General features: G+C 75.7%; 11 protein-coding genes. 3 read left to right on the forward strand and 8 right to left on the reverse strand.

Features of this window, described 5'->3' with window-relative positions; all coding sequences use genetic code 11:
- Positions 1 to 288 precede the first annotated feature (288 nt).
- Positions 289 to 1539 (forward strand): M14 family zinc carboxypeptidase, encoded by a 1251-nt coding sequence (locus ACIF8T_RS14650; protein WP_400034852.1) that lies wholly within the window; start codon positions 289 to 291, stop codon positions 1537 to 1539.
- A gap of 22 nt (positions 1540 to 1561) precedes the next feature.
- Here ACIF8T_RS14650 and ACIF8T_RS14655 read toward each other — a convergent pair whose 3' ends face one another.
- The 3 genes from ACIF8T_RS14655 to ACIF8T_RS14665 form a co-directional block, all read right to left on the reverse strand.
- Positions 1562 to 1984 (reverse strand): SSI family serine proteinase inhibitor, encoded by a 423-nt coding sequence (locus ACIF8T_RS14655; protein ID WP_400034854.1) that lies wholly within the window; start codon positions 1982 to 1984, stop codon positions 1562 to 1564.
- Complete coding sequence (locus ACIF8T_RS14660; RefSeq protein ID WP_400035323.1) at positions 1981 to 3333, reverse strand: M14 family zinc carboxypeptidase; 1353 nt, start codon at positions 3331 to 3333, stop codon at positions 1981 to 1983. The genes ACIF8T_RS14655 and ACIF8T_RS14660 overlap by 4 nt, the downstream gene beginning before the upstream one ends.
- A 180-nt stretch (positions 3334 to 3513) precedes the next feature.
- Entirely contained in the window at positions 3514 to 4071 is a 558-nt protein-coding gene (locus ACIF8T_RS14665) for an FHA domain-containing protein (RefSeq protein WP_400034855.1), read from the reverse strand.
- A gap of 184 nt (positions 4072 to 4255) precedes the next feature.
- Between ACIF8T_RS14665 and treZ the strand changes: the two genes are divergently transcribed.
- On the forward strand, positions 4256 to 6001 hold the full coding sequence (treZ, locus tag ACIF8T_RS14670) for a malto-oligosyltrehalose trehalohydrolase (protein WP_400034856.1): 1746 nt from the start codon (positions 4256 to 4258) through the stop codon (positions 5999 to 6001).
- A gap of 56 nt (positions 6002 to 6057) precedes the next feature.
- Here the strand turns inward: treZ and ACIF8T_RS14675 are convergent, their stop codons facing one another.
- Positions 6058 to 7047 (reverse strand): aminoglycoside phosphotransferase family protein, encoded by a 990-nt coding sequence (locus ACIF8T_RS14675; RefSeq protein ID WP_400035325.1) that lies wholly within the window; start codon positions 7045 to 7047, stop codon positions 6058 to 6060.
- Between the two features lie 49 nt (positions 7048 to 7096).
- Positions 7097 to 8218 carry an aminopeptidase P family protein gene (locus ACIF8T_RS14680; RefSeq protein ID WP_400034858.1) on the reverse strand — a complete coding sequence of 374 codons (1122 nt, stop codon included), beginning with the start codon at positions 8216 to 8218 and terminating at the stop codon, positions 7097 to 7099.
- 506 nt (positions 8219 to 8724) lie between these two features.
- Here ACIF8T_RS14680 and ACIF8T_RS14685 point away from each other — a divergent pair.
- A complete protein-coding gene (locus ACIF8T_RS14685) occupies positions 8725 to 8850 on the forward strand; it encodes a hypothetical protein (RefSeq protein ID WP_400034861.1) in 126 nt (41 codons plus the stop codon).
- Here ACIF8T_RS14685 and ACIF8T_RS14690 read toward each other — a convergent pair.
- From ACIF8T_RS14690 to cyc2, 3 genes are all read right to left on the reverse strand, one after another.
- Positions 8843 to 9457, reverse strand: a complete 615-nt coding sequence (locus ACIF8T_RS14690; protein ID WP_400034863.1) for a PDZ domain-containing protein — start codon at positions 9455 to 9457, stop codon at positions 8843 to 8845. The genes ACIF8T_RS14685 and ACIF8T_RS14690 overlap by 8 nt on opposite strands.
- 138 nt (positions 9458 to 9595) lie before the next feature.
- Entirely contained in the window at positions 9596 to 11470 is a 1875-nt protein-coding gene (gene phsA, locus ACIF8T_RS14695) for an O-aminophenol oxidase PhsA (protein WP_400034865.1), read from the reverse strand.
- Between the two features lie 123 nt (positions 11471 to 11593).
- Positions 11594 to 13771 (reverse strand): germacradienol/geosmin synthase Cyc2, encoded by a 2178-nt coding sequence (gene cyc2, locus ACIF8T_RS14700; protein WP_400034867.1) that lies wholly within the window; start codon positions 13769 to 13771, stop codon positions 11594 to 11596.
- Between the last annotated feature and the right edge of the window lie 22 nt (positions 13772 to 13793).

The following is a 13793-nucleotide window of genomic DNA, read 5'->3' on the forward strand; positions in this document are numbered from 1 at the left end:
GCGGACGGATGGCGTGCGGGCGGACGGCGTGCGCGCACACGCGCCCGCACCCGGCGCTGTCCGAGGCGGGCGGCGAGCTTTTCCCGGCACCGGCGGGGCGCGGGAGGGGTCGGCGGTGGGAGCGCCGGGGCGGACCCGGGCCTGGCGTCCGCGGGCGGAGTGCCGCCCGCCGCCTTCGTGGCGGCGGGCGCATCCGGGCGCCCCTTGGCGCCTCCCCCGCCGCGCCCTTGACAGCGCTCCGTGGCCATGGGGTACTGCGACTTGCGATGTCGGGCGGATGTGACGGGGGTGAGTCTCCTGCCGGAGCTGCGCTACCCGACGGTGGCCGAAACGGTCTCCTCCGCCCGGGCCCTGGCCGTGCAGCGGCCCGGCGCGTGCACGCTGAGACAGGTGGGTTCCTCGCGCGCGGGACGGCCCCTGTACCTGCTGTCGGTGGGACGCGCCCGGCGTGCGGTGCTGGTGGTCGCCGGGGCCCACGCCAACGAGCCGACCGGCGCCCGCACCTCGCTGTCGGTGGCGGAACGGGTGCTGGCGGAACGGGAGTTGCGCGACGGCGTGTCCTGGCACTTCCTGCTGTGCGCCGACCCCGACGGCGCGAGCCTGCACATGGCGCCGTCGCCGCGCAGCCTGTTCGACTACCACCTCGGCTTCTTCCGTCCGGCCGGCCCGGAGCAGCCCGAGTGGGCGCCGTCCCTGCTGCCGCCGGACCGGCTGCCGCCGGAGACCCGGGCCCTGACCCGGGTGATCGACGAGCTGCGCCCCTACCTCCAGGTCTCGCTGCACGGCACCGACCTGGGCGGCAGCTGGGTGCAGCTGACGCGGGACGTGCCGGGCCTGGCCGAGCCGTTCGCCAAGTCCGCGGCGGAGCTGCACATCCCGGTGGAGACGGGCGCCTCGGACGCCGCGGGCTGGCCCGCGACGGGGCCCGGGGTGCACGTGATGCCCGCCCCGGAGGTCCGGCCGGCCTACCCGAGCCTGCCGGACGACGCCCGGCACAGCACCTGGTACCACGCCCACCGGTACGGCGGGCTGACCGCGGTGGTCGAGGTGCCGATGTGGGCGAGCGACCTGGTGGACGACCCCGCGCCGCACCCGGCCCCGGCCGCGGCGATCCGGCGGCTCGCGCACCGGCTGCTGCGGGACACCCGGGAGGTCCGGCAGGTGTTCGAGGACGCGCTGCCCCGGCTGGAGGGCGTGGACGGCCCGCTGCTGCGGGCCGCCCGGTGGGGCATGGACCTGGTGCCGGGACTGGCCGCCGACCTGATCCACACCCCGCCCGCCGACGGCACGCGCGCGTACGTCGGCAGCGTGGACGCCTTCGTACGGCGGGTGCCGCTGCGGGTGGCGGCCATGCTGCGGCGGGTGCTGGAGCAGACCGACGAGGACGCGGCGGCCCGGCTGGAACGGCTCGTCGCCACCTGGAGCGACGCCTTCGCCGTGCGCTTCCGGGCCCGCTGGGTGCCGCTGGAGAACCAGGTCGAGCACCAGTCCCGCACGGTCGTGGCGGCGGCCCTCCACGCACGCGACACCGAGCCGTAGGCCGGGCCGGGCGCCGCCGGGGTCAGAGCGTGGTGCCGGACGCGAATACCTGTCCCGTCCGCGCCGCCATCACGCACGGGTTCGGGAACGTCCGGGTGTACTCCAGCGGCCGCCCCCGCCACTGTCCGGTGGCGTGCACGGTCACCGGCGCGTACGACATCGGGCAGAACACGTCCTTGGCCGGCACGGCGGCGATGTCGCCCCCCGCCGCGTCGAGCTCGGCGCACGCGCCGGTCGCGCGGCCGTGGCCCGCGGGCGGGTCGCACAGCAGCAGGGTGCCCCGCGCCGAGGCGGACGGGGTCTCGCCCGGGGTGACGGTGAAGTAGAGCCAGTTGGCCGGGACGGGCTCCCGGACGGCGGCCTGCGCCGGGGCGGCGCAGGCGACGAGGAGGGCGGCCGCCGCCGACAGGGCGCCGCCCGCCGTTTTCGCTGAGGTGTACGTCATTCCCGGTGCATCGGCACGGCGGCCCCGCAACCCCACCCCGGCTCACCCGAACGGGACCACGGGTGCGGGCCCCGTGCCGCCAGCTCGAAGGCGGCGAGCACCACGCGCGTCTGGTACTCGCACTGGCGTGCGACGGGTATCCAGCGGGCGGCGCAGCCGTCGCGGTAGTCGGCGCACCAGGCGTCGATGAGCCGGTCCAGCTCCGGCAGCACCCCGGCCGGGTCGTGGCCGGCGTGCCGGACGAGCTGGTGCAGCAGCCCGGCCGTCCGCAGCGCGAGCCGCCGCCCGGCGATGCGCAGGGCGGCCAGGCGGGCGGTGCTGAGCGGCGGGAGCGGGCGCCGCGCCGCGGCCCCGGCGTCGGGGTCCCAGGCGTCGGCCAGCCGCGGGCAGACCAGGAGGTAGTCGTCGACCGGCGCGAGCAGGCGGGCCGCGTCGGGCGCGGCGGCCAGGTGCGGCCGGACGAGGGCGAGCAGGTGCCGCAGGAGCGCGGTGTCGTGGCGCAGCGTGCCGCTGACGGTCCGCAGCGTCGCCTCCGCGTCGGCGGGCGGGGAGCCGTCCGCGACGGCCGCCACGCCCCACATGGGGGCCTCGACGACCGCCGTGACGGTGCCGTGCCGGTGCGGATGGAACCACGTCGACTCGACGGCGGCCTCGGTGATGGCCGCGGTGAGGTCGCCCCGGCGCGGCGGCGGGATGCGGTAGACGGCGGGCCCCAGGCCGGGCCAGTACAGGGCGTCGTAGGCGCCGAGCTCGCGGGGGACGCCCAGGCGGGCCGCGGCGTGGGCGAGGCGCCGGGCGATGCCGGGCAGGTCGCGGGTGAGCTCGACGAAGCCGCCGCCGACGTCGACGCCGTGCAGGGAGCACTGCAGGACCGGCCGCAGCTCGTCCTGGAGGCGGAGCAGGGCGCGGGTCTCGGGCAGCGCGGCGGCGGCCGCCCCGTCGGGCAGCCACTCGGGCTGCTCCAGGAAGCCGGGCCGGAAGAAGTTCCGGAAGTAGCGCCCGAGGGTGTAGGGGCCGGTCAGCCAGCCCTCGTTGCGGCGCAGGCCGTCGGGGTCGAGGCACAGCAGCAGGTTCCAGGTGGCGTCGGCACCCTCGGTGAGCCGCGGGTCGGCCAGGGCCCGCTCGGCCAGGCGGAGCACGGTGGCGCCGCCGACGGGTTCGTTGGCGTGCGGTCCGGCGACGACGAGCACCTGGCGGCCGCCGCGGCCGACGGAGAGCAGCCACAGGGGGGTGCCCGCGCGGGAGGTGCCGACGCGCCGCAGCCGGACGTCCCGGGGATGCCGGGCCGCGAGGTCGGCGGCCCGGGTGCCCAGTTCGTCGACGGTGGGGTAGCGCAGGAGGCGCGTCAGGGCACACCTCCGTGGCGCGGTGCCGTGGGTTCACTGGACGTGCAGGGTGCACGCACAGTCAGTCACGACTTGGGGGGTACGTCAACACCGCGCCCGTCACGGACGGGTGAAGCGGGCTCCCTGTTCACAGTGCGTGAAGTCCAGGGCAGGGGCGGGCTCTGTCCGGCCCGGCCGTGCCGGTCAGCCGCGGCCCGCGTCGAGCCGGAAGAGCATGTTCCCGAAGCCGACCTGGTCGCCCTCGCGGACGACGGCCGCGCCGACCACCCGCCGCCCGTTCACGGTGGTGCCGTTGGTCGAGCCGAGGTCCCGCAGGACCCACCGGCCGCCCTGGTGGCGGAGTTCGGCGTGCACGCGCGAGACCGTCTCGTGGTTGAGCCGCAGCCCGCTCGCGGGGTCGCGGCCGATGCGCAGCGGGTGGCCGCCCGCCGGGTGCGGCAGCAGCAGCTTGGGCAGCCGCTCGGCCCGCCAGGCGCTGCGCAGCCGTACCGTGAAGCCGGATATCGCCTCGACGCCGCCGAACACCAGGCGCGAGAAGCGGCCCTCGGTGGGCAGGTCGGCAGTGAGCGCGGCGAGCTCCTCGGAGCGCCGGGCGGCGAGCGCCAGCTCCATCCGGCGGACGAACGTGTCGTGGGACAGCCGTCCCAGGGCGACGCCGTCCCGGAGCACCTGCAGCGCCTTGTCGCGCTCCGCGTCGGAGAGCCGCGCGGGGTACGTGTTGAACTCGAAGGACGACGTCACGCACGTGATTGTCGGTCAGGAGCCCCGGGGTGTCCAGAAAGCGGGAAAAGGCCGCCGCGCGCGCGTGCCCGGCCGCACCGGTTGCGACACCGCCCGCAAAAGGGAAGATTCAAAAGCGGATTGATCTTTTTTGACGCACCATGGACGGGCTACATCACGGTGAGCAGACGAAGGGGAACCGTCCGTGCAGTTCGAGGTGTGGGCACCACAGGCCGGCCGCGTGACGCTCCAGTGCAACGGCGTCACGCGCGCGTTGGAGCGCGATCCCGGACGGGAGGGATGGTGGCGGGGGGAGGCCGAGGCGCACGACGGCTCCCGGTACGGCTTCGCGCTGGACGGCGGTCCCGTGCTGCCCGATCCGCGCTCGCGCCGGCAGCCGGACGGCCCGGACGGGCTGAGCGCGGTCGTCGACCACGCCCGGTACGCCTGGCGCACCGAGTGGGCGGGACGGCCCCTGCCCGGCGCGGTCCTGTACGAGCTGCACGTGGGCACGTACACGCCGCAGGGCACCTTCGACGCGGCCGCCGAGCGGCTCGGCCATCTCGCGGAACTGGGCGTCACGCACGTGGAGTTGATGCCCCTGTGCCCCTTCCCCGGCACGCACGGTTGGGGGTACGAGGGGGTGTCGCTGTGGGCGGTGCACGAGCCGTACGGCGGCCCCGAGGGACTGAAGCGCTTCGTCGACCGGGCCCACGAGCTCGGGCTCGGCGTGGTCCTCGACGTGGTGCACAACCACTTCGGCCCGTCCGGCAACTACCTGCCCGTCTTCGGGCCCTACCTCACGGACACCCACCACACCCCCTGGGGCGCCGCGGTCAACCTGGACGCGCCCGGCTCCGACGAGGTGCGCGCCTACCTGATCGGCAGCGCGCTGGCGTGGCTGCGGGACTACCGCCTCGACGGGCTGCGCCTGGACGCCGTCCACGCGCTGGTCGACACGCGCGCCTGCCACTTCCTGGAGGAGCTGTCCGAGGCCGTGGACGGGCTGGCCGCCGAGGTGGAGCGGCCGCTGTTCCTGATCGCCGAGTCGGACCTGAACGACCCGCGGCTCATCACCCCGCGCGAGGAGGGCGGCCTCGGTCTGCACGCGCAGTGGAACGACGACTTCCACCACGCCCTGCACACCGCGCTGACCGGCGAGGCGCAGGGCTACTACGCCGACTTCGCACGGGCTCCGTTCGCCGCGCTCGCCAGGACGCTGACCGGCGGCTACTTCCACGACGGCACGTACTCCAGCTTCCGGGGGCGGCACCACGGCCGCCCCCTGGACCGCACCCGGGTGGCCGCGCACCGACTGCTCGGCTACAGCCAGACCCACGACCAGGTGGGCAACCGCGCCCAGGGCGACCGCCTGTCGGCCCTGGTCCCGCCCGGGCTGCTGGCCTGCGCGGCCACGCTGGTCCTGACGGCCCCGTTCACGCCGATGCTGTTCATGGGCGAGGAGTGGGCGGCGGGCACGCCCTGGCAGTTCTTCACCGACCACACCGATCCCGAGCTCGCCGAGGCGGTCCGGCGCGGCAGGCGGCGGGAGTTCGCCGCGCACGGCTGGCGGGAGGAGGACGTGCCCGACCCGCAGGACCCGGCCACCCGCGACCGGTCCTGCCTGGACTGGTCCGAGCCGGAGCGCGAACCCCACGCGCGCGTGCTGGCCTGGTACCGGCGGCTGATCGCGCTGCGCCACGAGCAGCCGGACCTCACCGATCCCGACCTCGCCGACACCAAGGTGGCCTACGACGAGGAGCGGCGCTGGATCGCCTTCCGGCGCGGCGACGTCCAGGTGGCGGTGAACCTCGGCGAGGAACCGGCCGCGATCCCGCTCGGCGATCCCCACGCGCGCGTGCTCGCCGCCTGGGAGCCCGTGGACGGCCCGGGGGCGGACGGGGTGCTGCACGTGCCCGGGCGGTCGGGCGTGGTGCTGCTGCAGCCCTGACGGCCGCTCCTCGGCGAGGCCCGCACCGGCCCCGGCCGGGCCTCGCCCCTGGCCCGCTACAGGGCGTCGTCGGCGTCCCCGTCCCGCAGGTCCGTCACCCGCTCCAGCAGGATCGCCTCCCAGGCGTGGCGCAGCTGGGCGCGCAGCAGGGGCACGGGCCCGGGGGCGCGGCCCGCGAGGGCCTCGGCCAGGCGCAGGACGGTGTCGCAGCGGGCCAGCCACAGGCCGCGCAGGCAGGGGCGGGCGCCGTAGCCGGCGAGGGTGGCGGCGCGGACGGCGGCCGGTGAGCCGACGGCGCGGGCGAGCCCCGCGATGTCCTCGGCGGGGTCGCCGAGGACCGCGTCGGCCCAGCCGAGGACGCCGCGCACCCGGCCGTCGGCGCTGACCACGAGGTGGTCGCCGGTCAGGGCGTGGTGGACGAGGACCGCCGCGCCCGGCTGGGCGGCGAGCTGGACCGCGGCGGGCTGGGTGAGCTGGGCCAGCCGCACGGGGTCGAACTCGTCGGCCCCGGCGAGGCGTTCGGCGGCCCGTCCGGCGGCCCGGCGCAGCTGCTCCAGGGAGCGCGGGGCGACGCGCGGCACGCCGAGCCCCTCGGCCTGCCGGACCGGGACCTCGCGCAGTCCGGTGAGCAGCCCCGCCAGGTCGGCCTCGCCGACGGCGGACACGTCGTGCCGCTCCCCCGAGCCGCCGGGCACCTTGGTGTCCAGGGTGTAGGTCAGCCCGGGCGTCCACTCGCCCTGCGCCACGCTCACCGGCACCGCGACCGGCACGTGCGGGCGGACCAGATCGCGCAGCCGCAGCTCGCGGCGCTGGCGTACGGCGGCCTCGCGGTCGGGGGCGAGGCGCAGCACGTGGCGGGCGCCGACCCACCACGTGGCGTGCCCGGCGTCCCCCGTGACGGGCCGCACGTCCGGGCCGGCTCCGGAGGCCGGACCGTCCTGCCCGCCCCGGGCCGCCCGCGCGCCCCGGCCGCCCCCGGTGTCCTCGAGGAGCGCGCGGACGAGCCGGCGGACGGTGTCCGCGGTGGGGGTCGGTACCTGGGTCATGGTCGTGCCGTTGCCGTTCGGGAGGCGTGGTGGGGTCATCGGCGGCCTCTCACTCCACTATGACCAGCTCGCGGGTGGTGGTGTTCAGCCGCCGCCCGCCGTCCTCGGTCACGGTCACGATGTCCTCGATGCGCACGCCGAAACGCCCGGGCAGGTAGACGCCGGGCTCCACGGAGAAGCACATGCCGGGTACGAGGGGCTGCCGCTCGCCCTCGACCATGTAGGGCGGTTCGTGCGTGGTGACGCCGATGCCGTGCCCGGTGCGGTGGACGAAGAAGGCGCCGTACCCCGCTTCGGCGATGACCGCGCGGGCCGCGCGGTCGACGTCCTGGCAGGCGGCCCCGGGCCGCACCGCCCGGAAGCCGGCCTCCTGTGCTTCGCGCACGAGGTCGTGGACGCGGCGTTCCTCGTCGGTGGGTTCTCCGACGTGCACCGTGCGGGAGGTGTCGGAGCCGTAGCCGTCCTTGAGGCCGCCGAAGTCGAGGGCGACCATGTCGCCGCGCCCGATGACGCGGTCCCCGGCCTCGTGGTGCGGGTTCGCGCCGTTCGGGCCGGAGGCGACGATCGTGAAGTCGACCTGGGAGTGCCCGGTGCCGCGCAGCAGGCCGGCGAGGTCGGCGGCCACGTCGGCCTCCCGGCGGCCGGCGAAGCGGACCCGACGGATCTCCTCGAACGCGGCGTCCGCGGCGGCGCCCGCGGCCGCGAGGAGGGCGAGTTCCGCCGCGTCCTTGACGGCGCGCAGCATCGGCAGGGCCTCGGTGAGGGACGCGTAGGAGGTGCCGGGCAGCGCCTTCTGCAGGCCCAGCAGGTGCAGGGCCCAGGTGTTGTCGCTGATGCCGTAGCGGCCGGTGCCGTCGAGCAGGGCGGCGGTGGCGGCGTAGGGGTCCTCGCCGTCGGTCCAGTCGCGCAGCGTCAGGGCGGGCGCGCCCGCCGCCCGCCGGGCGTCCGGGGCCTCCAGCGTGGGCACGACGAGGACGGGGTCCCGTCCGGCGGTCAGGACCAGCAGGGTGAGGCGTTCGGTGACGGCGGTGGGCGTGTAGCCGGTGAGCCAGGCCAGGTCCGGCCCGGGCGCCACGAGCAGCCCGGCGAGCCCCGCCTCGGCGGCCGCCCGCGCGGCGCGCTCCCTGCGGGCCGTGTAGTCGGCGGCGGTGAAGGGCGCGGTACCGGTCATCCGGGCCTCCAGGGGCTGCGTGAGGACTACGGGCAGCATCCTGCCCGGCGGACGGGGGCGGCGCGAGCCGGTTCGCGGTGTTCGCACGGACGTCCTCGGGGACGGGCACGCGCCGATCGACCGTCGGCTCGACTGACCGGACGCGCGCTGTCCGTGGGCCGGCGGGCCGGTCGACAGCGTGCGCGGCTTCGACGGCGGCGCCGTGCCGGTGGGCGGCTCCGGCGTCCCGGGACGCGGCGACGGGGAGCCGGACGAGGAGAGGAGGCGTACGCCTTGATCGAGGCCGTCCCCGGCGACCTCGGCGGAGCCGTCCCGGTCCTGTTCGCCTTCCGCCACCCGCCGGTGGTCCCGCACCACCCGCCGCCCGGCTCCCGTCCGCCGCGCCGCCCGGACCGGCCGGCCGGGCTGCCGGCGCGCCGGCCCGGGGTCGCGGGACTCGTCACCGGCCGCGTGCACGGCCCCGCCGCCACACCGTCCGCGGGACGGCCGCCGGTGGTGGGCCCGCGGTGGCCCGGACGCTGCGGCTGCCCCGGGAGGGCGGGCAGGGCGCGGCCCGGGACGCGCCGGGCGGGGCCGCCTGCCACGTGCCGGACGGCGCGCGGCCCACCAGCCGCTCCCGGGCGGTCACGTGAGGATGCCCGGGACGGCCGTGATCTGCTGGTAGCCGCCGCTGCGGTGGCGCACCGTGAGCGTGACGGGCGTGCCGGGGCGGGCGGCCGCGACGGCCCGGGCCAGGTCGGCCGCCGAGTCGACGCGGGTCCTGCCGAAGACCAGGAGCACGTCGCCGCGGACCAGGCCCGCCGAGAACCCCGGCCCCGGCACGTGGACGCCCACGACGAGGGCGCCCGGCTTCCCGGCGTCCGCGACCTCCACGCCGAGCGTGGCGCGGACCGGCGCGGGCGGCGGGGACGACGGCGTGGCGCCGGGACGGGCCGAGGGGGACGCGACGTCCGGCCGGACCGCCTGCCGCTGCAGGTCGGCGAGCCGGCCGGTGCCGAGCACCGCGGCGCCCACCGCGCCCAGGCCCACCCCGGACAGGAGCAGAACCGTCCCGGCGAGGACGGCGCACAGCAGGCCGGCCGGCCGCCGGCCACGGCGCCGGACGGCGTGCGGACGCCGCCGGGGGCCGGGCCCGCCGGCACCGGCACCGGGTCCGCCGGTGCCGCCCGTGCCGCCGGCTCCGGTGCCGCCGGGGTCCTGGCCGGGCATCGGCCTGGGCCGCAACGCAGTCTGTTCCATGATCGCCTCCGGCTGGTGCTCTACCCGGCGCACCGGCCCGTGACGAGCCACGAAGGAGTGAGACTGACCGGCGGCCGGGGAGGGGAGGCCGCCGCGCGGACGCGGCCTCCCCTCCCCTCGCCTCCCCATCTCCGCGCGTCAGCCCGTGTGGCCCTCCCCGTGGCCGCCGTGCGCCCCGCCGTGGTCGAACTTCAGCGCCTCGGCGGGCATGACGACGAAGGGCCGCATCATGCCCATGTCCTCGTGCTCCAGCAGGTGGCAGTGGTACATGAACCGGCCGTACGCGCCGTCGAACCTGCCCATCACGCGCAGCATCTGGTTGCCGGGCACCCGGAAGGTGTCCTTCCAGCCGAGCTCGTTGGGCGCCAGGGGGATCGAGGTGCCGGCGTCGTACCGGATCGGGCCGACGGTGCCGCCCACCGCCGGGTCGAAGCCCGAGACGTCGTAGGCGTCGCGGCCCAGCGCCTGGAAGTCGGCCAGGTGGATGTGCATCGGATGCACGATCGGCGCGAGGTTGAGGAAGCTCCACTGCTCGTGGCTGCCCTCGGCGATGGTGTAGCCGAGGGCGTCGTTGAACGTGCGCGCCGTGCGCCGGTAGGTCCTGGTCGTCCCGTCCGGCCCGGTGATCTGGATGACGCCGTCCGTCGGGACCTGGACGCGGCCGGGGTCCGTGACCTCGGTCATCTCCCACATCTCCGGGTGCCCGCCCGAGCCCTTGGTGCCGGGCGGGGTGAGGACGACCAGGCGGTGGCCGTGGGGGATGTCGTGGGTCAGCCGGCGGAACGAGCCGGAGAGCACCTGGGGCAGCTCGAAGGTGTCCGGCTCGCAGGTCCCGCCGACCCGGAACTCCATGACGGCCGGGTAGGGCACGTCGCCCGCCGGGTCGGGCACGCCCGGCGGCTGGTTGCGGCCCTTGTTGACCAGGCGCAGCCGGCGGCCCGCCAGCCCCCGGAAGTCCACGAGCAGGTCGAACCGCTCGGCCGGGGCCGCGGTCAGCGTCGGCAGCTCCCCGTCGAAGTCGACCGGGACGGGCCGCGGCAGCAGCCCGCCGTCGCTGCCGATCTGGTGGACGACGCCCGGCACCGGGCGGTCGTCCTCGTCCACGAGGACCAGCTGGTAGATGCGCGCGTTGGACGCGTTGACCAGCCGGAAGCGGTACCAGGCGGCGTCGACGTCGGCGTAGGGCCAGATGCGGCCGTTGACCGTGGTGTACGGGCCGGTGAAGGGCAGCGAGACCGGCTTGCCCGTCTCCGGGTTCTTCTCCTGGACGACCACCGTCTTGTGCAGCAGCCGTCCGTTGAGCCGGCCGTCCTCGTCGGTGTCGAGGTTGCGGTCGGCGAGCAGCAGCGGGATCTCGCGCTCCCCGCTCGGCAGACGCAGGGCGTCCTCCTCGTCGTCGCGGACGAGGTAGGTGCCGTACAGGCCCGTCATCACGTTCCACCGCGTGATGTTCATGGCGTGGTCGTGGTACCACCACTGCACCGCCGCGTGGTCGTTCGGGTACTCGGAGAGCTGGGCGTCGCCGGAGCCGACCGCGTTGTCCGCCCAGCCGTCGTTGCCGCCGCCGGTCTGGGCGCCGTGCAGGTGGGTCACCGACCAGGCGGGCAGGGCCGCGACGTCCTTGTGGGGCTCGACGCCCTCGCGCCCGGGTTCCGTCGTGGCCGGCGGGCGGCCGTCGGTGCGCAGCGGCACCTCGACGGAGGTGACCGGGTACTCGGCGTCCCGCGGGATGCGGTTGGTCCACGCGATGCGGACCCGCTGTCCGCGCCGCACCTCAATGGTCGGGCCGGGCACCTGCCCGTCGTAGCCCCACATGAGGGTCGGCGGGAGCTGCGGGTGCAGGCGCACCCAGGTGGGGCGCAGGGCGATCTCGGTCTCGTGCAGGACGTCGCCGGACGCCGGGCGCAGGACGGACGGGACGGGCAACGGGGCCCGGTACGGCGCCAGTTCGTCCGTGGTCGGCGCGGACTCGAACGCTCCGCCGTCCGTCGGCCTCTCGATGATGTCGGTCACTGTGCACACCCCCGTGTGTTCTGTTCTGTGTCCCCCGTTGCTCAGTAGGACTCCCGGAACCCCCGCCGGAGTTCCGGGAATGCCCCATTCCGTACAGGAAGATGTGGAATCTGGCGGTCCGTGTCAGGTGAGCGGGGTGAGGACGGGCCGGGCGGGCGGCCGGTCCGGGAGGAAGCCGTGGGTGCGGCGGGCCAGGTACTCGGCCTTGTAACGGTCCACGGCGCGGTGCCAGTTGAGGATGCCGGCCATCCAATTCCGCAGGTCCGCCACGTACTCCCGCATGACCGCCCGGGCCTCGCCGGACAGCCGGAAGTCCTCGTACAGCACGGGCAGTTCGTGGTCGACGACGTGCTCGAACTGGCTCATGCGCTGGCTCATCAGGTCGTGGACGACGCCGAGGGCGGCCGGGTAGTCGCAGCCGAAGAAGTTCTGCACGACGAGGATCGCGTTGTGGATCTCGCCCTCGTACTCGATCTCCTTCTGGTACGAGAAGACGTCGTTGAGCAGGCAGGCGTAGTCGATGGCCGCGTTCTCCAGGGAGCGGACCGGGCCGCTGCGGTAGACCTCGGGCGGGACGGCCGGGCCGTGGCCCATCCGGCACAGGCTCAGCGTGAGGTCGGAGCCGAAGGTCCGGCGGCGCATCTCCAGGTAGTCGACCGGATCGGGGACGCGGTGCTGGAGCTGGTTGGACAGCTCCCACACCCAGGCCTCCGTCATGACGTTCACGGCGTCCTTCAGCGTGCGCCGCTGGTCGGGGGTCATGCCGGCGGTGGTGAGGGCCCACAGGTCGATCAGGCCGCGTTCCATGGCGTTGGCAGGGACCTGCGTCTGCCGCCCGTCGACGGGCATGCAGTCGGACAGGCGGGCCGTGGTCAGCCGGGCGGCGGCCAGGTCGCGGCGGTGGCCGTAGACGAGCGGGTAGTAGTCGTCGCCGTAGGTGCCCCAGGCCAGCCACCGCGCGCTGAGGTCGAGGGCCTCGGGGGTGGCGTCCGGGTCGAGGCCGGCGGAGCACAGCGCCAGGTCGTTGGCGGCGAGCTTGTCCTCGTCCCAGACCCCCTCGCCGAGCATGCCCATGGAGCGGGTCCAGTCGACGAGGTTGCGGCGGGCGGCGTCCAGGTGCGGGCTGAGCTCCAGCGGGAACGGCATGCGGATGTCAGGGATCCGGGACGGGCCGACCTGCTGGTAGGGCACGTGCGTGTAGGCCCGTGCGCGGGCGGCCCCGGTCGACGCGAGCAGCGCGCGCACGTCGGCCGCGGAGGTGCCGGGTCCGCTGATCCCCAGCCCCGTCCCCGGCCACGGCCGGGCGCCGCGCGCGTTCTCGTTCATGTAGCGGCTGGAGCGCATGTGCCACTCGTGGCCGCCGGACTGCCAGTCCTGCAGCCCCTTGGTGTACGCCGCCACGGCCGCCAGTTCGTCCGGGGTGAGGCCCTTCTCCAGGGCGAGGGCGGGCACTTCGGTGAACGCGGTGTGCTCGAACTGCTGGAGCCGGGAGGTGAGGATGTCGTTGACGGTGTCGGCGGCCTCCTGGGTGGTGCAGCCGAAGAAGGTCTCCAGGACCAGTACGCCGTTGCTGTTCTCGCCCTCGTCCTCGACCTCCCGCTGGTAGGAGAACAGGTCGTTGCGCAGGTGCACCGCGTCGGAGAAGGTCTCCATCAGCACCCTCAGGGGCCTGGACCCGGCGACGGCGGGGGGCACTTCGGCGGTGGCGTACTCCACGAGCCCCGCCGACCAGGGCGCGCCGCCCACCTTGCGGCGCATCTCGATGTACTCGACGGGGTTGGCGATCCGCCCCTCGTTGATGTTGGACAGCTCCCACAGGGACTCGTTGAGGAGGTGCTCGGTGGCCACGGCGAAGCGGCGGCGCCAGTCCGCCGACATCTTCGGCACGGTGCGCGCCCACAGGTCGGCGAGGCCCGCCTCCACCGGGTTCTCCGGCTCGGGCACGGGAGCGGACGGGTCCAGCGGCATGAACAGGGGCAGCCGGTCCAGGTGGGCCTTTCCGGCGGCGCGGTCCTGGGAGCGCTTGTACTTCTCCAGGAAGTGGTCGTCGAAGAAGAAGACCCACACGTACCAGTCGGTGATCAGGGAGAGGTCGGGTCCGTCGCAGTCGGGGTGGGTGTAGGCGCAGAGCAGGCCGTAGTCGTGGGCGTCGAGGTCGGCCTGCTCCCAGACCCCGGACCCCTCCAGCATGCCCATCGCGCGCGCCCACGCGGTCGAGTGGGCGCGGGCCTCCTCGACGTGCGGGTTCAGCCGCGCGGGGTGCGGCAGGTAGAAGTGCGGGAGTTCGAAGGGCTGCGTCATGGCCGGGCCCTACCCGGGGGCC

Origin of the sequence: Streptomyces sp. NPDC085946 (assembly GCF_044540485.1) — a bacterium.
Taxonomy (GTDB): domain Bacteria; phylum Actinomycetota; class Actinomycetes; order Streptomycetales; family Streptomycetaceae; genus Streptomyces.

Coding starts and splice junctions, on each gene's coding strand:
- ACIF8T_RS14655 (WP_400034854.1), bottom strand. CDS start 1,984: ATGACGTACACCTCAGCGAAAACGGCGGGCGGCGCCCTGTCGGCGGCG.
- ACIF8T_RS14675 (WP_400035325.1), bottom strand. CDS start 7,047: ATGACCCAGGTACCGACCCCCACCGCGGACACCGTCCGCCGGCTCGTC.
- ACIF8T_RS14680 (WP_400034858.1), bottom strand. CDS start 8,218: ATGACCGGTACCGCGCCCTTCACCGCCGCCGACTACACGGCCCGCAGG.
- ACIF8T_RS14690 (WP_400034863.1), bottom strand. CDS start 9,457: ATGGAACAGACTGCGTTGCGGCCCAGGCCGATGCCCGGCCAGGACCCC.
- cyc2 (WP_400034867.1), bottom strand. CDS start 13,771: ATGACGCAGCCCTTCGAACTCCCGCACTTCTACCTGCCGCACCCCGCG.